Source organism: Marinobacter sp. M3C (assembly GCF_023311895.1).
Classification (GTDB): Bacteria; Pseudomonadota; Gammaproteobacteria; order Pseudomonadales; family Oleiphilaceae; genus Marinobacter.
In genome coordinates this window covers 1,077,060-1,096,573 of sequence record NZ_CP092284.1, presented here as the reverse complement: position 1 = coordinate 1,096,573, position 19,514 = coordinate 1,077,060, and the positions used below count along the sequence as shown (strand labels likewise).

12 protein-coding genes, 2 tRNA genes and 1 rRNA gene are annotated in these 19,514 nt (G+C 54.3%); 10 read left to right on the top strand and 5 right to left on the bottom strand.

The genetic code is table 11. From position 1 onward, the window contains the following. Positions 1–5: 5 nt before the first annotated feature. The 3 genes from MIH18_RS04940 to MIH18_RS04930 form a co-directional block, all read right to left on the bottom strand. Entirely contained in the window at positions 6–1,346 is a 1,341-nt protein-coding gene (locus MIH18_RS04940; protein ID WP_249014056.1) for a TRZ/ATZ family hydrolase, read from the bottom strand. 124 nt (positions 1,347–1,470) lie between these two features. After that, entirely contained in the window at positions 1,471–3,651 is a 2,181-nt protein-coding gene (locus MIH18_RS04935; RefSeq protein WP_249014055.1) for a carboxy terminal-processing peptidase, read from the bottom strand. Between the two features lie 189 nt (positions 3,652–3,840). After that, positions 3,841–6,336, bottom strand: coding sequence for a DUF349 domain-containing protein (locus MIH18_RS04930; protein ID WP_249014054.1), 2,496 nt, complete (start codon positions 6,334–6,336; stop codon positions 3,841–3,843). Between the two features lie 189 nt (positions 6,337–6,525). Between MIH18_RS04930 and MIH18_RS04925 the strand changes: the two genes are divergently transcribed. Further along, positions 6,526–6,999 carry a regulatory protein RecX gene (locus MIH18_RS04925; protein WP_249008334.1) on the top strand — a complete coding sequence of 158 codons (474 nt, stop codon included), beginning with the start codon at positions 6,526–6,528 and terminating at the stop codon, positions 6,997–6,999. A 27-nt stretch (positions 7,000–7,026) separates the two neighbouring features. Here MIH18_RS04925 and mltF read toward each other — a convergent pair whose 3' ends face one another. Continuing rightward, positions 7,027–8,487, bottom strand: coding sequence for a membrane-bound lytic murein transglycosylase MltF (gene mltF, locus MIH18_RS04920; protein WP_249008335.1), 1,461 nt, complete (start codon positions 8,485–8,487; stop codon positions 7,027–7,029). Between the two features lie 326 nt (positions 8,488–8,813). On the opposite strand from mltF, the gene purL reads away from it, so the two are divergent. Both purL and MIH18_RS04910 read left to right on the top strand, forming a co-directional pair. Beyond that, on the top strand, positions 8,814–12,719 hold the full coding sequence (gene purL, locus MIH18_RS04915; RefSeq protein ID WP_249014053.1) for a phosphoribosylformylglycinamidine synthase: 3,906 nt from the start codon (positions 8,814–8,816) through the stop codon (positions 12,717–12,719). 409 nt (positions 12,720–13,128) lie between these two features. Continuing rightward, positions 13,129–13,440, top strand: a complete 312-nt coding sequence (locus MIH18_RS04910; RefSeq protein ID WP_249008337.1) for an NGG1p interacting factor NIF3 — start codon at positions 13,129–13,131, stop codon at positions 13,438–13,440. On the opposite strand, the gene MIH18_RS04905 is transcribed toward MIH18_RS04910, so the two are convergent. Next, positions 13,441–13,995, bottom strand: coding sequence for an NUDIX hydrolase (locus MIH18_RS04905; RefSeq protein WP_249008338.1), 555 nt, complete (start codon positions 13,993–13,995; stop codon positions 13,441–13,443). It lies immediately after the preceding gene. 106 nt (positions 13,996–14,101) lie between these two features. Between MIH18_RS04905 and MIH18_RS04900 the strand changes: the two genes are divergently transcribed. The 7 genes from MIH18_RS04900 to MIH18_RS04870 all read left to right on the top strand — a co-directional run bounded on the left by MIH18_RS04900 (position 14,102) and on the right by MIH18_RS04870 (position 19,169). Then, positions 14,102–14,686, top strand: coding sequence for a CoA pyrophosphatase (locus MIH18_RS04900; protein ID WP_249008339.1), 585 nt, complete (start codon positions 14,102–14,104; stop codon positions 14,684–14,686). 59 nt (positions 14,687–14,745) lie between these two features. Continuing rightward, positions 14,746–15,279: a gamma carbonic anhydrase family protein gene (locus MIH18_RS04895; protein ID WP_249014052.1), complete on the top strand. Its 534-nt coding sequence runs from the start codon at positions 14,746–14,748 to the stop codon at positions 15,277–15,279. Beyond that, on the top strand, positions 15,276–15,458 hold the full coding sequence (locus tag MIH18_RS04890; RefSeq protein WP_249014051.1) for a DUF1289 domain-containing protein: 183 nt from the start codon (positions 15,276–15,278) through the stop codon (positions 15,456–15,458). The genes MIH18_RS04895 and MIH18_RS04890 overlap by 4 nt, the downstream gene beginning before the upstream one ends. A 41-nt stretch (positions 15,459–15,499) precedes the next feature. Further along, positions 15,500–16,702, top strand: coding sequence for a formate-dependent phosphoribosylglycinamide formyltransferase (gene purT, locus MIH18_RS04885; RefSeq protein ID WP_249014050.1), 1,203 nt, complete (start codon positions 15,500–15,502; stop codon positions 16,700–16,702). 545 nt (positions 16,703–17,247) lie between these two features. Beyond that, positions 17,248–18,798 (top strand): 16S ribosomal RNA (locus MIH18_RS04880). 123 nt (positions 18,799–18,921) lie between these two features. Beyond that, positions 18,922–18,998 (top strand) — tRNA-Ile (locus MIH18_RS04875). 95 nt (positions 18,999–19,093) lie between these two features. Then, positions 19,094–19,169, top strand: a tRNA-Ala gene (locus tag MIH18_RS04870). Positions 19,170–19,514 lie beyond the last annotated feature (345 nt).

Sequence of the window (19,514 nt, the reverse complement as noted above, 5' to 3'; positions counted from 1 at the left end):
CCTTTTTAGTCGGCCTTATAACGACCAATGCGTTCGCCCCAGTCTGCCACGCGCAGCATAAGGTCGGGGACATCAATGCGTGTTAGTTCGCCATTTTGTACCTGAGGCACTCCGTTGATCCAGCTGTGGCTGACAGCGCGACCGTGCAGGCTATAAACCAGGTGCGAAGCAGGGTTGTACACTGGCTGTAAAAACGGGTCGCTGAGATCAACGGCGATGATATCAGCGCACTTGCCGGCTTCCAGCGAGCCTAGGTCAAGTTCCCGGCCCAGGGCCTTTGCGCCCTGCAAAGTGGCCATGCGCAGTGCCTGATGGGCAGAAAGTGCGGCAGGGTCACCAGCCAGATTTTTGGCCATCATTGCTGCGGTACGAAGCTCTCCGAACAGGTCAAGGTCGTTATTGCTGGCGGCGCCGTCGGTGCCTATGGCGACATTAACACCGGCCTTGCTCAGGCGCTGCACGGGGCATTGGCCGCTGGCCAGTTTCATATTGGATTCCGGGCAGTGAACAACGTGGGCGCCGCTGTGCAACAGGTGCTCAAGGTCGCTGTCATCAACTTGGGTCATGTGTACGCATTGGGTGTTTGGCCCCAGAACGCCCAGCTGCGCCATTCGGCTGACAGGGCGCTGGCCTGAGTGCTGCTCGGCGTTTTGCACTTCCAGTGCGGTTTCGTGCAGATGGATCTGCAATCTCACGCCGGTCTTTTTCTGCAGCGCGACGGCGCCGGCCAGAGTGTCATCGTTAGTGGTGTAGGGCGCATGGGGGCCTATGGCCGGCATAATGAATTCATCGCCCTGCCAGGCGTTGATCAACTGCTCGCCCTTGCGCAGGTATTCTTCCGGGCCACTGCCCCAGCAGGTGGGAAAATCTAACAGCGGAAAGCAGATTTGCGCCCGCATGCCGGCATCAGCGGCACATTGGGCGGCAATTTCCGGGAAAAAATACATATCGGAAAATGTGGTGGTGCCGGTGCGGAGCATTTCCGCCATGGCCAACTGAGTGCCATCGGCAATAAACTGTTCGCACACGAATTCGCCTTCCAATGGCCAGATGTGGTCGTTCAGCCAAGTCATTAGCGGTATATCGTCAGCTACGCCGCGGAAAAGCGACGTGGCGGCATGGCCGTGCAAATTGATCAGTCCTGGCATCAGCACATGATGTGGTAAATTCAGCGTTTCGCGAGTGCGATAATGAGTGTCGGCCTCGGCTTGGGGCAATACGGCAACAATATGACCGCCTTGCACAATTACCGCGTAGTTATGCCAAACCAGATCCGCAGGTTCGATGGGAATCACCCAGCGGGCGTTGATACGGGTATCCGCCGCTATAATAGTCTCTGCCGTCATGGATCAGCCTTTTGGGCGGGGCGCAGGTAACGGGGCGCGCCGGCAATCGGTATCAGCGCCGCGGCGGCAGCGATGTTGAATCCCACATCAGCCGCCACGGCGCATACGTTCGGTTAGAACCCGGTTACAGCTCGGTTGACGCCTGTGTAGTTTGTGCTTTAGCCGTCAGGGGCGAGCCCATCGCCGGCAGCGCGGCCGTTCGACGGTCCAGTTCAAGCATGTCCGCCATAATTTGGCCGCCTTCGCGGATAACGAAATCAGTTTCTTCATCATTGGAGTTCAGGTCGGCCGCCTGCAGGTCCTGCCAGTCGTCCAGTTCATCCATGGTGTCGAATGGCGTTTCGCCGAGCAGTTCACGGCGGGCGTTGGCGATGGTCAGCCGGGTGCGTTCGATTTGTTTATACTGCTGCTGGCGTTCGTCCATATTCAGGCTGACGGAGTTCTGCTTGCGCTGCTGTTTCAGAAAGTCGATTTCCTGTTGTAGCAAGCTGAATTCGGGGCTGGCTTCAAAGCGCTTATCGTGGCGCAGGCGCAGCTCGTCAATTATATTGCTGAAGTCAAAATACTGGGTGTGGTCAACAGGATCAATTTGGTCCCAGGGCAGGGCGTGGTCCAACGCATCTTCCCCAATAAGGCTATTATCGATGCGCGACGGAATTTCGATGTCGGGCATAACGCCCTTGTGCTGCGTTGAGCCGCCGGAAACCCGGTAAAATTTTGACTGAGTGATTTTTAGCTGGCCGTGATTCAGCGGCCGAACAGCTTGTACTGTGCCTTTGCCGAAAGTTTGTGAACCCACTACCAGGCCACGGCCATAATCCTGAATAGCGCCCGCAAAGATTTCAGACGCGGATGCGCTCATACGGTTTACCAGCACCACCAACGGCCCTTTGAAGGCAACCTCTGGGTCTTCATCGTTCAGAATCTGCACGTCGTTATTGGCGTTGCGAATTTGCACGGTTGGGCCGCTGTCTATAAATAATCCCACCAGGTCGTTGGCTTCGTGCAGGGCCCCACCGCCGTTGTTGCGCAGATCAATGACCAATCCTTCAACACCTTCAGCCTCAAGTTCTTCAAGCAGCCTGCGCACATCGCGGGTGGTGCTTTTATAGTTGCGATCGCCGGCCTGCATGGCTTGGAAGTCGGCGTAGAAGGTGGGAATGGTGATGGCGCCGACCTTATAGGTTTCACCGTTACGATCGAGCTCTATCACTTTTTTGCTGGCGCTTTGTTCTTCCAGCTTGACTTGGTCGCGCTTAATAGCGATGGCTTTAGTGATGGTTTCATCGGCCGCGCCAGACGGAATGACTTCCAGTGTAACTAAGGAGTTGCGCGGCCCACGGATCAGATCGACCACTTCATCCAGGCGCCAGCCGATCACGTTGACCGGCGTTTCGCCCTCTTGGGTGACCGATACAATCCGGTCTGCGGGTTGTAGTTGTCCTTGCTGGAACGCCGGGCCGCCGGGAACCAGTCGCACCACTTTGGTGTATTCGTTGTCGCCTTGCAGCACGGCACCGATGCCTTCCAGCGAAAGGCTCATATTAATATTGAAGTTTTCAGAGGTGCGTGGTGAAAAATACGATGTGTGGGGGTCCCACATGCCGGCAAAGGCGTTCATGTAGGCCTGAAACGCATCTTCGCTACGAGCTTGGTAAGCGCGCTTGAGCTGGCCTTCGTAACGCTGCCGCAACGTGTCTGTTATGGCGTCGTCGTCGCTGCCGTTAAGGCGTTGGGCGAGCACAGCGTTTTTGATACGTTTGGTCCACAGTTCGTCTAGCCTGGCGCTATCGGCTATCCAGTCGCTGTCAGAGCGGTCTAGCAAAATGCTGTCGTTACTGCTGAAGTCCAGAGTGCCAACACCTTGGTCTAGTAAGTTCAAAGCAAAGTGCAACCGCTCAATGATCCGTTTCTGCACCAGATTGTAAATATCGAATCCTGGCTGCAACTTACCGGTGCGCAGGGCCGAACCCAAGTGATCGCGAATACCGGCGAAACCGTCCAGATCGTCTTGGGTCAGGTAGACCTTCTGGCCGTCCAGATATTTCAGATACGTGTCGAAGATGTCGCCAGACAAATCATCACTAACCCGCAATTCGCGAAAATGAGTGAACTGCAGTTGCCTTGCAATCAGTATGTTGGCTCGTGCCTGATCGATGGTGGGCGCAACCGGCTGATAGCTTTGGAATGACTCGCTGCTGGCGACGGCCCCAAAAGACACGGAAAGCGAAATCGCGAGCGCCAACGCCTTTACGGGCTTGCTGCGGGCTACGCGCTGTGAGCACAGTCTTTCCACGATGGACATAGAACCTACCTGACCGAGTTAAATGCTGGTGGTCGTGGCTAAAGTGTTCAACCAGCGACCCGTTTAATGATTGTAGGCAAGCGCTACACGCCTGGCTATAGATGCACCGTTACGCCAGGTGACAATCTATTCATCACTATTACGGCGCAAAGGTGTATGCGGATGATTATGTCTGCTTGCGCAGGAACCTTAAACCAAGCTTTCAAGCGCATTCACCATGCGTTGTTCGAGCTCTTTGGAGGCCGCGGCGGAGGCCGGAGCCAGGCACCATAACGCCACCAGTTTTTCGGCATCGGTGATTGGACTGGCCGATTGTTCGGCAGCGCCAATGCTCTGTGCCAGGCGCTGCACCTGAATCTCCATGCGCTTACGCTGGTCTGCCGCGGGTGACGGCTGGTCGGCAAGTATTTCGGTACGAATAGCCAGTTCCTGAAAATCGATGGGCTGATCGAGCTGATTAAACTTTGTCCATTCCAAGGGGACGTCGGTTCTATCGATAGGGGCCTGGCCGCGGGCCTGAATGCATCCGGTCCATTGTTGCAGACGAGCGACGAGTTCCTGCCGCTGTTTGGCCGTGTGCAAGCGCTGGCGCACATCGTTGTAGCGGTCGCGGGTGCTGGTAGACAGCGCCTGTGGGTTGTAGGTGGCCAGTTCGGCCCAGATGGCGTTGAGTTCATCGCTGTTTGTGCTTGCACTCAGTACCTGGTCGCCGCGTTCCAGAATGCTGGTTACTTGCTCATCCACTGCCACAGCGGCTTGCTTTTGGCGGCTGTTTTCTTGTTCACGACGGGCAAAAATGGCGTCGCAAGCTTGGCGAAATGCCTGCCAAAGTTTGCGGTCTTCGCGATGACGGGTAATCCCGATAGCCTGCCAATGGCCTTGTAGCTCTTTGGCCTGCACCATGGCGTCGGCCAGGGGTTCGGCGCTCATCAGCTCTTCGGCGCTGGCAACAATGGCCTGCTTCAGAGCTTCATTGCGCTGGCGCTCGTTGTTCAGTTTGGCATCCAGCTGTTTCAGTAATTCGTCGAACTGTTTTTGTAACGGACGATTGTCGCGGAACTCTACCGGCCATGCGGCCTTCCATTCCTGGTGTGCAGTTTGATGAATACGTTCGGCCGCTTTCCAGTCAATACTAAGCCAGTCGGCCTGAGTCACAAATTCCTGCAGTTGCTGGCAGATCAGTCGGCGTGTGGCCAGGTTGGCGTGCTTTAGATCGGATTTTGCGGCGAAGTACGCTTTGCATGGTTCGTAGGCGGCATCGGATGCCTGCCTGAAGCGGGCCCACAGCAACCGGTCAGAGGAACCGCCCAAGCTTTTCCATTCTTCTTGCAGCTCTTTGATGTGAGCCGCCTTGGCTTCCGGATCAATAGGTTGCTCTGCCAGATGTTCCATTTGTTCGCACAGTGCGATCTGCTTGGGTGTGGTGGCAAAGCCCTGCCAGTCGCTGAGTTCATTACACTGGCCTTGTAGCAATTGCATGCGCGCAGCAAATGGCTTCTGGTGTCGGGAATCGAGTTTTTTGGTAATTTGCTGGGCGTTTTTCAGCAGCTGCTTGGCGGGCTTCAGCTGTTTGTTCTCCAGGGCGCAATCAAGCTCCGTGAGGAGCCTGTCCAGATCTGCTGACAGGCTGTTCTGGCGTGCCAGGTCTGGCTGTTCGACCGGTTCTGCTTTCTTGTGCTGTTTAGCCAGTGTCTGTAGCACAATGACGGGCTCGGGCCGCGGAAACATCGTTGGCCAGTCCAGTATGGCGAGCAGGGCTTTGGCCTGTTCTGCTGTCTCGATGCCAAGTTCTGCATCATCTTTGGTTTCGCCGCCTGGGGCTGCGCTGGTCGCCAGCTTGACAATTTGTTCTTGCACCTGCGTAAGTCGCTCGTGTGCTTCTACATAGGCGCGCAGAGCGGCGCTGGCGGTGTTGTAACGGCTTTGTTCCGGCGCGCTTACGTCGGTATTTTCACTGGCTTCAAGCCAGCGGTTGTGTTGGGTTTTCAGCAGTGCGTCCAGAGCTGTCAGGGTGGGCGGCTCGCGGGTGTCGTCGGTTTCTAATTGGGTCAGCGTTTCGCCCAGTAGCATCAAGGTTTGCGTGCGCTGGTCGAGTTTTTCATGCTGTTGCTGTTCTTTCAGCTGCTGTTGCTGCACTTGGCGAATGCGTTCACGGCATTGGTGGGTGGCGCTCAGAAATTCGGTGATTTGCTCGTTACTGGCGCCAATCTCTACACTTTTCCACTGCTTGAGCAGCGTGTTCAGGCGTGGCTCGTACAGGGTGGTGTCTTCACTGCGGGCTTGGTCCTGCGCTTGTTGAATCAGCTGCTTTCGTTTTTCTTCCAGTTCATTCTGTGCGGCTTGAACGTCGCGCAGCTGTTGAAGTGTTTGGCGGACTATCTGGAAAACCCCCTTGTCCCGGCCTTTGGCCTGGCGGATAACGTCATGCAGCAACGCTTCGTCGCGCAGGCCAATGGCGGCACGACTGCGAACTTCAGCGGTTAACCCGCCAATGGCCAGTTCCGCCAGTTTTGTTTGCGCTGGCATACCTTGTACGGCCTCCAGCTGTTTCGCAATTCGGGCGCCGCGATCTTCTTTTGCGGATTTGGCAGCTTCCGCCTGCTGTGGTTGTTTGCTGACCGCCCGTGCGGGTGTTCTCAACTGTGTTGTGCGGAATTTGAACAATCTGCGAAGAAATGCGGCCATGGGTGTTTTCCTTAAAGTATCTTTCTGGTTGATACCAGTCTGCGGTGTCGGGCAAAGTGTGCCGCTACCGTTCTTCAGCACCCGTTTTAGGTTGGCGCTGGACGCTTGGATTTCTTGGTACGAAGCTACCGGCGTATAGAACGCGAGCGCTAGTCTAGCGTTTTGTGAAGCGATGCGGAAAGAGATGTGATGGCAAAATCTGAAAATGATCAGGATGACGATTATAAAGCCCGTTCTGTGGCGCTGCGCTTACTGGCCCGGCGTGAACACAGCCGGCTTGAACTTACTCATAAATTGTTGCAGCGCCAATTGCCAAAAGCGGTCATTGAAACGGTGCTGGATGACTACCAAGAGCAGGATTGGCTGAGCGATGAACGCTTTGCCGAAGCCTACGCGCGGCAGCGTATTGAGGCGGGTTACGGTGTGCTGCGCATAATGGGTGAATTGAGCCAGCGTGGCGTGTCTGAAAATGCTGAGACTCTGCAGGCAATGAGCTCGCAGGATTGGTGTGACCAGGCCGCACGACTGCGCCGTAAGCGCTTCGGGTTATTAGATTTGCGAGGGCAGTTGGAAGAACGCTTGCGCCAGATGCGTTTTCTTCATCGCCGCGGATTTACCCAGGAACAGATTAATGCTGCGCTGGATGCGGTAGACCCGGCATAGAGGCTAAAGGCACTGGGCTCCAAAAGATCACAGCGTAGGTGGTACGTCTGTCAATTGCTCAGGTAAGGCGGCCTGAATTTCGGGTGCGGCCATAAGCACCTCGCCGTCGTTGCCAGGCTGTGTTAGCGGGTCATCGGCCAGCAGTGTATCGGGTGTTGCGGCGGGTTCAGTCATGCGCACCAGCACATCGTAGTAGCGGCGGATATTCTGTACATAGATCACTGGCTCGTGGCCGCGGGCATAACCAAACTTCGTTTGGCTGTACCATTCTTTTTGCGTCAGCAGTGGCAGAAACTCTTTTACATCCAGCCAGCGGTCCGGATTCCTTCCTGCCTGTTCGGTTAGTATGCGTGCGTCTTCCAGGTGGCCAAATCCAACGTTGTAAGAAGCCAGAGCAAACCAGGTGCGATCGGGCTCCTCAATACGGTCGGGAATCTGGTCGTGCACAATATTTAAATACTTGGCGCCGCCGCGAATACTCTGCTCGGCGCTGAGGCGATTTTTGACGCCCACGTATTTTGCCGTTGAGCGGGTAAGCATCATCAGTCCGCGGACACCGGTGGGCGAGGTTGCCCGAGGTCGCCAGTGGGATTCTTGGTAACCAATGGCCGCCAGAAGCCTCCAGTCCATGGCAAATTGCTCTGCATAAGAGCGAAACAGACTTTCATATTTCGGCAGGCGTTTTTCGGTGTGGCGCACAAATGTTAACGCGCCAACGTAGTTCAGCCGGTCCAGATGACCGTAAAAACGCTCGGTGATCTGCTCCATGGTGCCGTCTTCGGCAAGCATTCCAAAGAATTGCTCTACAGCATCAATCAATGACCGATCCTGCATTGCAGGAAACAGCCAGGCCAGTTCGCGCGGCGGCCCCAGCGGTATTGCTTCTTTTACATCAGGAAAAAACACGTGGTTCAGCGCCAGCTCGTTGGATGACACCACCGCGTAAGGCAACTCACCGCTCTCGACCCGTGCCAGCAAACCGGCGGCATCCAGGCCCGGGTGAACCTGCCAGGACAGTTGAGGGACATCGATTCGCGCCTCTTCCAGTTGCGGCTCGTGATTGCTGTCGGCCACTATATGCAATGGTTTGTCTGCTAAATCGGCAAGAGCTTCGGGCTTGGAAGAGTCGCGGTGATACACCACCACTGACTCTACTTCTATACCGGTTGCCAGTGCCCGCATCTGACCCTGGAACTGTTTTTGCCCTGACAGTCCCGCTAACCCTATGTGGGCAAAGTCTTGGGCCAGCACAGATAGAATTTCTGTGTTGTCTTCGGCAACGCGAATCCGGAGCTCTACGCCCAGGTGTTCTGCGAACAGCTGCACCAGTTCGTAGTCATAGCCGGTGGGGCCGTCGCGACCTTTGTAATAAATTGAGGGGGCAACTCGGGTAATGACATGCAGCACACCTTCGGCTTTGATCTGCTGCAGGGTTGTTGGCCGTGAGCAGGCACTCAAAGCCAAAGTAAACGCCAGCAGTGCTACCATGGCTGAGCACCTGCGGACCCGCTCGGGCAACGATAACGCTCGCCGGGAAGCGAGCTGCAACTGGGTGTTTGCCGGCAAAAGCCTTATCTCCGTCGGGTTTTAGGCGGGTGTATGGTCAATTTCTGATTGGTTGTCTTGGTGCAGACAAGTTCTTACAATCATCTATGTTGTGCGTGGTCCGGTCAATAAAAGCGCGATCAGCGGCATCCTTGATGGCGTTGTTTAGTAAGGTGCTGGATCGCTGTATCCCGAAGGCGCTTTCGAGTATGATGCTGCCTTCAAAATGTCTCCTCAAACCCCCGCTACGCGCGATACAGGTTGCTACCATGCTTGAACTTCGCGGCGCACCAGCGCTTTCACCTTTTCGTTTCAACAAACTGCACGCCTGCCTGAAAGACAGCGTCCCCGAAATTGACCATGTGTACGCCGAGTTCATGCATTTTGCCGATTTGGATGGCGACTTGTCTGACGCGGAACAGTCGATTCTTGATCGCCTGTTGAGTTACGGCCCGAGTGTGCCCGTAGAGCAGCCCGAAGGTGTTTTGTTTCTGGTGGTTCCCCGCCCCGGCACGCTTTCGCCCTGGTCATCCAAGGCGACTGACATTGTGCGCAACTGTGGCTTGCGTCACATTCTGCGTATTGAGCGGGGTATTGCTTATTACGTGCGTTCGGCGAAAAAGCTAAGCCTGGAGCAGCGGGGAAAAATTGCGGCGCTTTTGCACGACCGCATGACAGAAAAAGTATTTCACGAGATGGGCGGCGCCGAGTTGCTGTTTAGCCACGACGAACCCCGCGAGTTGGGTTGTGTGGGTATTCTTGCCGGCGGCCGCAAAGCCTTGGTGGACGCTAATCGTCGCCTGGGTATGGCGCTGGCGGGCGACGAGATTGATTATCTGGTGGCCGCGTTCTCTGATCTGAAGCGAGACCCCACAGACGTTGAACTGATGATGTTCGCCCAGGCCAACTCCGAGCACTGTCGCCACAAGATCTTTAATGCGTCTTGGGACATTGACGGCGAAAATCAGCAAAAATCCCTGTTTGGGATGATTCGTAACACCTACGAAATGAACAGCGAAGGCGTGTTGTCGGCTTACAAAGACAATGCCTCTGTTATTGCCGGGAGTCGCGGTGGCCGTTTCTTCCCGGATTCGAACACCGGTGTCTACGGTTACAACCAGGAAGACATCCACATCCTGATGAAGGTGGAAACCCACAACCACCCAACGGCGATTGCGCCATTTTCCGGAGCGGCCACGGGCGCCGGTGGAGAGATTCGTGACGAAGGCGCAACCGGTCGAGGCTCCAAGCCAAAAGCCGGCTTAAGCGGGTTCACCGTTTCTAACCTGAATTTGCCGGGCGACATCCAGCCTTGGGAAATCGGTTATGGCAAGCCAGACCGTATTGCCTCCGCGCTGGACATCATGATTGAAGGTCCAATCGGCGGCGCGGCTTTTAATAACGAATTTGGCAGGCCAAACCTCACGGGCTATTTCCGTACTTTTGAAGTTAAGGTTGCAGGCCCTGCAGGCGAAGAAGTGCGCGGCTACCACAAGCCGATCATGATTGCCGGCGGCCTGGGTAACATTCGAGCCGAGCACGTAGAGAAGGGCCACATTCCGGTAGGCGCCAAGCTCATTGTTCTGGGCGGCCCGTCTATGCTGATTGGCCTGGGCGGCGGAGCGGCATCCTCTATGGATTCCGGTTCCAGTAATGAGAATCTGGATTTTGCCTCGGTACAGCGTGGCAATCCGGAAATGGAGCGCCGTTGTCAGGAGGTGATTGATCGCTGCTGGCAAATGGGTGACACCAATCCGATTTGCTTTATTCACGACGTTGGCGCCGGTGGATTGTCAAACGCCATGCCGGAGCTGGTGAAAGACGGTGGTCGCGGCGGGAAGTTTGAGTTGCGTGAAATTCCCAGCGACGAGCCGGGTATGTCGCCGCTGGAAATCTGGTGTAACGAGTCCCAGGAACGATACGTTATGGCCGTGGCGCCGGAAAACCTGGAGTTGTTTGATGCGCTCTGTCGTCGTGAACGTTGCCCGTATGCGGTGATTGGCGAAGCCGCTGAAGAGCACTACCTGGAGTTGGCCGATTCGTACTTCAATGACAAGCCGGTCGATCTGCCGATGGATGTGCTGTTTGGCAAGGCTCCGCGTATGCATCGCAGCATCACACGCTCGTCATTTACCAAACGTTTATTCGACTCCACCCGGGTGGACCTGCACGAAGCGATTCGTCGCGTGTTGCGTTTACCGTCGGTGGGTTCCAAGAGTTTTTTGATCACGATTGGCGACCGCACCATTACCGGGCTTGTAGCACGGGATCAGATGGTGGGGCCGTGGCAGATTCCGGTTGCAGACGTAGCGGTAACCGCCAGTTCCTTTGACGTGCGCAGCGGCGAAGCTATGGCCATGGGCGAGCGCACGCCGGTTGCCGCGGTTAACGCGCCGGCGTCTGGCCGTATGGCGGTGGGTGAAACTCTAACCAATCTGGCTGCGGCGCCTATCGCCAAGCTGTCAGATGTGCGCTTGTCAGCAAACTGGATGGCCGCGGCTGGCCACCCGGGTGAAGACGAGAATCTTTATGAAACCGTGCGTGCGGTGGGTATGGAACTTTGCCCGGAGTTGGGTATTACCATTCCCGTGGGTAAAGATTCGATGTCCATGAAAACGGTGTGGGAAGAAAGCAGTGGTGAGCAGAAAAGCGTTACGGCGCCTCTGTCACTGGTGGTTAGCGGCTTTGCGCCGGTTACCGATGTGGGGCTTACGTTAACGCCGGAGCTTCAGCTGGACGTCGGCGCCACCGACCTTATTCTGATCGATCTTGCGGCGGGCCAGAACCGCTTGGGTGGCTCTGCGTTGGCCCAGGTCTATGGCCAGGTTGGCGCAGTAGCGCCGGATCTGGACGACCCGGAGGACATGAAAGCGTTTTTCGCGGTGATTCAGGGCCTGAACGCTGACCGAAAATTGCTCGCGTACCACGATCGCTCGGATGGCGGCCTTTTTATTACTCTGGTTGAAATGTGTTTTGCCAGTCGTGCCGGTATCGACATAAAGCTGGACGGATTGGCGGAAGATGCCTCTCAGTTTGTCCGCGAACTGTTCAACGAAGAACTGGGTGCGGTGATTCAGGTGCGCCGCGACGATACCGAATTCGTGCTGCAGCAATTTTCTGCAGCTGGATTAGATAATCATACGATCGTTATTGGTGAGCCGACTTCGGAGGCTCGTGTACAGATGAGCTTTAACGGCGAATTTGTAGTGGATGAGCCGGTGCTCGATTTGCAGCGCCTTTGGAGCGAAACCAGCTTCCGTGTTCAATCGTTGCGCGACAACGAAGACTGCGCGCGGGAGGAATTTGACAATCTTCTGGATGCCAAAGACCCGGGTTTGCAGGTAGTAACCACGTTTGATATCAATGAAGATATCAGTACGCCTTTTATCAACATTGGTGCGCGACCCAAAGTAGCCGTGTTGCGAGAGCAGGGCGTAAACGGCCACGTTGAAATGGCGGCGGCGTTTGATCGAGCCGGTTTTGAAGCTGTTGACGTACACATGAGCGATTTGTTGTCTGGTCGAATGTCATTGGAAGGCTTCAACAGCCTGGTGGCTTGTGGCGGCTTTTCGTTTGGTGACGTTTTGGGCGCCGGCGGAGGCTGGGCCAAATCCATACTGTTTAACGATCGTGTGCGTGATCAGTTTGCGGCTTTCTTCAATCGTCAGGACACCCTGGCTCTGGGAGTGTGTAACGGCTGCCAGATGCTGTCTAGTTTGCATGAGCTGATTCCTGGCAGTGAAGGCTGGCCACGCTTTGTTCGCAATCAGTCAGAGCAGTTCGAGGCGCGTTTGGCTATGGTGGAGGTGTTGCCTTCGCCGTCGGCCTTCTTCGAAGGAATGGCGGGTTCGCGTATGCCGATTGCCGTAGCGCACGGCGAGGGCCGGATCGAGTTGAGCAGCAACAGCCCGTTGGCGTCGCTGGCAGAGAGCGAACAAATCGCTTTGCGCTACGTGGACAATTACGGCGCCGCTACTACACGTTATCCGTTTAATCCTAACGGTTCTGAGGCTGGCGTGAACGGTTTCACAACCCGTGATGGTCGGGTAACGATCATGATGCCGCACCCTGAACGCGTATTCCGCGCGGTACAGCATTCCTGGCAACCAAAAGGTTGGGACGAAGACGCGCCGTGGTTACGGATGTTCCGTAATGCGCGGCGCTGGTTTGGCTAAGTCATTGGTGTAAAAGCCGGGCTTTTGTCGCCTCTGTTAAAGGAGTTGGCGGATGCTCGGTTTTTTTTGCCTGCAATTTGCGTTGTTTGGGGATATCAAGAGAAAAAACTGCATAATTTCCAAAAAAAACTCTTGACTGGTAAATTTTATGCACATTTTCTAGCAATCACTGTATGTTCTGTAAACAACCCCATGATTTACCATGATAATTTCAGTAGACAAATTTAAGTAATTGATAAATAACGATTATTTTTAGGCGGCGATTTTGTCACCAATCTGTCTTAAAGGCAGTAATGGCGGGGTTTTTGGGGCGCTACTTAAAAACTTTCCCCAGAGTTATCCACAGATTCTGTGGGTAACTTTTTTGAATTTTTAGGTGTGTAGAATTTGACCGTCTATGAGGGATACTATGTATAAGATTTGCTACTTTGTGCCAGAAAGTCATCTTGACGAAACCAAACATGCACTGTTCGGCGCCGGTGCGGGGCGCATTGGCCATTACGATCAATGTGCCTGGCAAATATTAGGGCGAGGACAGTTTCGACCATTGGACGGAAGCCAGCCGTTTATCGGTCAAGCGGGTATTTTGGAAACTGTTGCAGAGTACAGGGTGGAATTGGTGTGCGCTGAGCACTGCGTGAGAAATGCCATTGCCGCATTGAAGGCGGCGCACCCCTACGAGGAGCCCGCCTACGAAGTGCTTGCTCTGGTGCAGTTTTAATCAGGCTTTTTCGGATTTCGCCATGGGGTGACGGATACTGTCAACGTGAACCTCGAACGTCTGCTTTTTCATATCGTTTATAAAAAACTCAAGGGTTTTGCGCACAGTCGGAAACGACAGTTCGTCCCAGGGGATATCCGACGGTTCAAACAGTTGTGTTTCCAGTGATTCCTCGCCTGCGCCATACATACCATCAATCAGCGTAGCGCGGTAAAATATGTGTACCTGATCGATGTGTGGGACGTCGATCACGGCGTAAAGGCCCTCGATGTGAACTTCCGCCAGAGCCTCTTCACGGGTTTCGCGAGCTGCCGCTTCCACGGTTGTTTCCTGGTTTTCCATAAAGCCTGCAGGCAGAGTCCAATAACCGTAACGAGGCTCGATGGCGCGGCGACACAGAAGAATACGGTTGTCCCATACCGGCACTGTGCCTGCGATAATACGAGGGTTCTGGTAATGAATAATGTCGCAGTGGGTGCATACATAGCGGTGACGATTGTCGCCGTCAGGGATCCGCTGTTCTACCTGTTCACCACAGTCACTGCAGTAATTCATAGCTTTCCCCGTATACTGATAATAGATGTCTTGAAGGCCATTAGTTTAACCATCTGAGCCACCTTAGCGCCATGGCGCCTTTGATTGAAGCATTCCAGGAGATACTTTGAAGCACTTGTTACATTCCCGGTTAGCAGGCTACCGGCCTAACGAGCTGGCGCTGGACTATCCTGAAGCGGGTATTTTGGTGCCTATTACCGACAACAGCGGTAATCCGGAGATGTTGTTCACCTTGCGATCTGCCCACCTCAAAACCCATCGTGGCCAAGTAGCGTACCCTGGTGGCAGGCGCGACCCCGAAGACGAAAACCTGATGGTCACGGCTCTTCGGGAGACCCATGAGGAAATCGGCTTGCCGCCAGACCAGGTGCAGATTGTGTCATCGCTAAGCCAGGTCACATCCCACGCCCGTATTCTTGTAACACCATACGTAGGCGTGGTACCCGAAGACCATCCACTACGCCCCAATCCTGCAGAAATCGAAAGTGTGTTCCGTGTCCCCATAGCCTGGTTGCTGGAAGACCGGCGTGAGCGTACCGATGCCTTACCTTTTATGGGCGGTATAATTCACGTGCCCTGCTACCGCTGGGAGAAATACCAGATATGGGGTTTGTCAGCTGTAGTACTGGTCGAGTTTATGAACGCTGTGTACGATGCCGGTATTGATCTGGAACGACCGCCCTCGCGTTAATATTGTGGTGTTAATGGGCTCGAGAGCCCAACAGAGACGGCATACTTCAAGAGGAAATTATGTTTTACAAATTGAACGACAGAGTTCCGGCGTTAGAAGGAAGTGGCCATTTTGTTGCCGATAATGCCTCGGTGATCGGCAGTGTTCGCTTGTTAGACAAAGCCAGCGTGTGGTTTAACGTGGTGATTCGCGGTGATAACGAACTGATTACGATTGGTGAGCAGAGTAACGTGCAGGATGGTGCCGTATTGCATACCGACCCGGGATTACCGTTAAACATCGGCCGTGGTGTGACTGTGGGGCACAAAGCTATGCTTCACGGCTGTGATGTGGGCGATTACTCGTTGATCGGCATCAACGCAGTTGTGCTGAACGGAGCCAAAATTGGCAAGCACTGCTTGATAGGAGCGAACACGCTGGTACCGGAACATATGGTGATACCCGACGGCTCGATGGTCATAGGCTCGCCGGCACGGGTAAAGCGCCAATTAAGCCCGGAGCAGCAAAAGATGCTGGAAATGGCCGCGCTCAGTTACGTCAAAAATGCTGCGCACTATCTGGGCAACCTGCAACCCTGTGAGCCCGGGCGATGAGCGTTGCTAATAAAGTCAGGTCGCCTTGTGTCAGCATCTGCGCGCTCAATGAAGATGACGTGTGTATTGGCTGCCATCGTTCTAGTGATGAAATTATGCGTTGGATGCAAATGAACAGCGACGAGCGACGCGAGGTATTGCGCCTGGTTGCCGAGCGCGAGAAAAAAGCTTTAATCTGAACCCGGCTGCCGGCCGTTCAATATCATCCGATGGAATTGTTATGGAACAAAAAATAGCAGACGTTACCTTGGGAACACCGTTAACAGACACCGCGTTCAAAGTTCTGTTTTGCGGTGCCGGTGAGTTGGGCAAAGAAGTTGTAATAGAGCTGCAGCGCTTCGGTGTGGAGGTTATCGCCGTTGATCGTTATGCCAACGCACCCGCGATGCAGGTTGCCCATCACAGTCACGTTATCGATATGTTGGATGCTCAGGCATTACGGCGGATTGTTGAGCTTGAAAAGCCGAACCTGATTGTGCCGGAAATTGAAGCCATCGCTACCGCAGAGTTGGTTAAGCTCGAAAATGAAGGTTTCACGGTGATTCCGTCGGCAAGGGCTGTGCATCTAACCATGAACCGGGAAGGCATACGTCGATTGGCAGCTGAAGAACTGGAGTTGCCGACGTCTCCTTTTCGGTTTGCAGGTACTAAAGAAGAGTACTTGGCAGCGGTGGAGGAGGTGGGGTTGCCATTAGTGGTAAAGCCGGTAATGAGTTCGTCTGGTAAAGGGCAGTCAACGATAACCCGCGCCGAGCACATCGAGGCTGCGTGGGATTATGCCCAAAGCGGCGGTCGTGCTGGTAAAGGAAGGGTGATTGTTGAAGGTTTTGTGGACTTCGAGTACGAGATCACTTTGCTCACGGTGAAGCACCGTGATGGAATATCGTTTTGCGATCCTATTGGCCACCGTCAAGAGGATGGTGATTATCGTGAATCCTGGCAGCCTCAACCGATGTCCGATCTCGCGTTTGAGAGAGCGGCTCGCGTTGCCCGTACCGTGGTTGAAAGCCTGGGTGGTTTGGGGGTGTACGGCGTAGAGCTCTTTGTTAAGGGCGACGACGTTTGGTTTTCGGAAGTGTCGCCTCGACCTCACGACACGGGTTTGGTAACGCTGATTAGTCAGGACCTTTCTGAGTTTGCGTTGCATGCCCGGGCAATTCTTGGTTTGCCGGTTCCTGCGATACGTCAATACGGCCCCGCAGCATCTGCGGTGGTGCTGCCGGAAGGTGACTCGAAGCGTATCCGATATAGTGGTATGCAGCTGGCACTGGCCGAGCCGGATACACAGTTACGTCTGTTTGGTAAGCCGGAGTTGAGTGGCCGGCGTCGCATGGGCGTTGCACTGGCGCTGGCGGGTTCTATTGACGCCGCGCGGGAAAAAGCGAGAAACGCCGCAAGCGCTATTAAAGTGTCTCTGAGCTAGCTATAGTAGTGAGAGAGTTTTAGGTAGCCATTCATGGATACCTGACAGGTGGCTCAAGGCCAGTTTGATGTTTTTTGATAAAGTTCAGATTGGCTGTTGACCTGTTCCGAGAAGTCTGTAGAATGCGCATCTCGCTTGAGGGACAGCCCGGAATAGAGGGGCAGGAATTGAGCGGAAACTGTTGGGTAAGACGTTGAAAAGTTTAGGGAATGTGATTTAAACTTTGAACGCGAAAACGGTTGACACGGTTCGGATACGCTGTAGAATGCGCCTCTCGAATCAAGCAGTACCAGCCGGTTAGGTTGGGGGGTTTGGAAGGAAATGCTTCTAACGCTTCTCGAAATAAACGGTTGACAGGGCAGCGAAACGATGTATAATTCGCCTCCTGATTGAGCCACGGCTCAAACGCTCTTTAAAAAATTAACCAAGTAATTCGTGTGGGCGCTGACTGGAGTATTTCGGTAAGAAATACCAAGTCAACGACTCGTCAAGAATTGAGTTTTTGTACTTGAGCAGATTTAAGATCTTCGGATCTTGTATGATTTAAACTGAAGAGTTTGATCATGGCTCAGATTGAACGCTGGCGGCAGGCTTAACACATGCAAGTCGAGCGGAAACGATGGTAGCTTGCTACCAGGCGTCGAGCGGCGGACGGGTGAGTAATGCTTAGGAATCTGCCTAGTAGTGGGGGATAGCCCGGGGAAACTCGGATTAATACCGCATACGCCCTACGGGGGAAAGCAGGGGATCCGCTCTTCGGAGAGGACCTTGCGCTATTAGATGAGCCTAAGTCGGATTAGCTTGTTGGTGGGGTAATGGCCTACCAAGGCAACGATCCGTAGCTGGTCTGAGAGGATGATCAGCCACATCGGGACTGAGACACGGCCCGAACTCCTACGGGAGGCAGCAGTGGGGAATATTGGACAATGGGCGCAAGCCTGATCCAGCCATGCCGCGTGTGTGAAGAAGGCTTTCGGGTTGTAAAGCACTTTCAGCGAGGAGGAAGGCCTTAAGATTAATACTCTTGAGGATTGACGTCACTCGCAGAAGAAGCACCGGCTAACTCCGTGCCAGCAGCCGCGGTAATACGGAGGGTGCAAGCGTTAATCGGAATTACTGGGCGTAAAGCGCGCGTAGGTGGTTATGTAAGCGAGATGTGAAAGCCCCGGGCTCAACCTGGGAACGGCACTTCGAACTGCATGGCTAGAGTGTGGTAGAGGGTAGTGGAATTTCCTGTGTAGCGGTGAAATGCGTAGATATAGGAAGGAACACCAGTGGCGAAGGCGGCTACCTGGACCAACACTGACACTGAGGTGCGAAAGCGTGGGGAGCAAACAGGATTAGATACCCTGGTAGTCCACGCCGTAAACGATGTCAACTAGCCGTTGGGGATCTTGAATCCTTAGTGGCGCAGCTAACGCACTAAGTTGACCGCCTGGGGAGTACGGCCGCAAGGTTAAAACTCAAATGAATTGACGGGGGCCCGCACAAGCGGTGGAGCATGTGGTTTAATTCGACGCAACGCGAAGAACCTTACCTGGCCTTGACATGCAGAGAACGTTCCAGAGATGGATCGGTGCCTTCGGGAACTCTGACACAGGTGCTGCATGGCCGTCGTCAGCTCGTGTCGTGAGATGTTGGGTTAAGTCCCGTAACGAGCGCAACCCCTATCCCTAGTTGCTAGCAGGTAATGCTGAGAACTCTAGGGAGACTGCCGGTGACAAACCGGAGGAAGGTGGGGATGACGTCAGGTCATCATGGCCCTTACGGCCAGGGCTACACACGTGCTACAATGGCGCGCACAGAGGGCTGCAAACCCGCGAGGGGGAGCCAATCTCACAAAACGCGTCGTAGTCCGGATCGGAGTCTGCAACTCGACTCCGTGAAGTCGGAATCGCTAGTAATCGTGAATCAGAATGTCACGGTGAATACGTTCCCGGGCCTTGTACACACCGCCCGTCACACCATGGGAGTGGATTGCACCAGAAGTAGTTAGTCTAACCTTCGGGAGGACGATTACCACGGTGTGGTTCATGACTGGGGTGAAGTCGTAACAAGGTAGCCCTAGGGGAACCTGGGGCTGGATCACCTCCTTAAACGATGCCGAACGCTTCGGTCAGAGTCCACACGAATTACTTGGTTGATTGATTAAAGAGAGCAAAGGGTCTTTCAGGCCCGAACCTGTTGTATCAGACCTTCGTGTTTGAACAAGCAAAACCGGGTCTGTAGCTCAGTTGGTTAGAGCGCACCCCTGATAAGGGTGAGGTCGGTGGTTCAACTCCACCCAGACCCACCAAAATTGCTCAGCTCGTCGTTATCGAGTGACTTGCATAGAAACGCTATGCGGCGCCCCTCGATGCCTAGATCTGAGCAATTTGTAGAGTAGCTTCTGGGGCTATAGCTCAGCTGGGAGAGCGCCTGCCTTGCACGCAGGAGGTCAGCAGTTCGATCCTGCTTAGCTCCACCATTATACCGATGTGCAGTTGCTGTGAATTACTTGGTTACCCTGAATTCCCTGAATTCCCTGACTTCGGTCAGTGTACAGAAAAAAGTGTTTCAGTTTAGCGTCCGCTAAGTCTGAAGGCCTTCTTTCTGATCACTGGGTCAGATTTGCTCTTTAACAAATTGGATGAGATAGAACACGAATGCTTTCCTCTACGGTCTTTGAGGGAAGTGTTCAAGTGATAACGATTTTTTCAAGCGTTATCCGGTGTTGTCGTTGAAGTGGTTGTGTATGACTTCGAGTGACTATCTCTAATCGGTTCCACCTGGAACGTCTTGGCTTCGGCTGGGATGTCTATGTGTGGTTCCT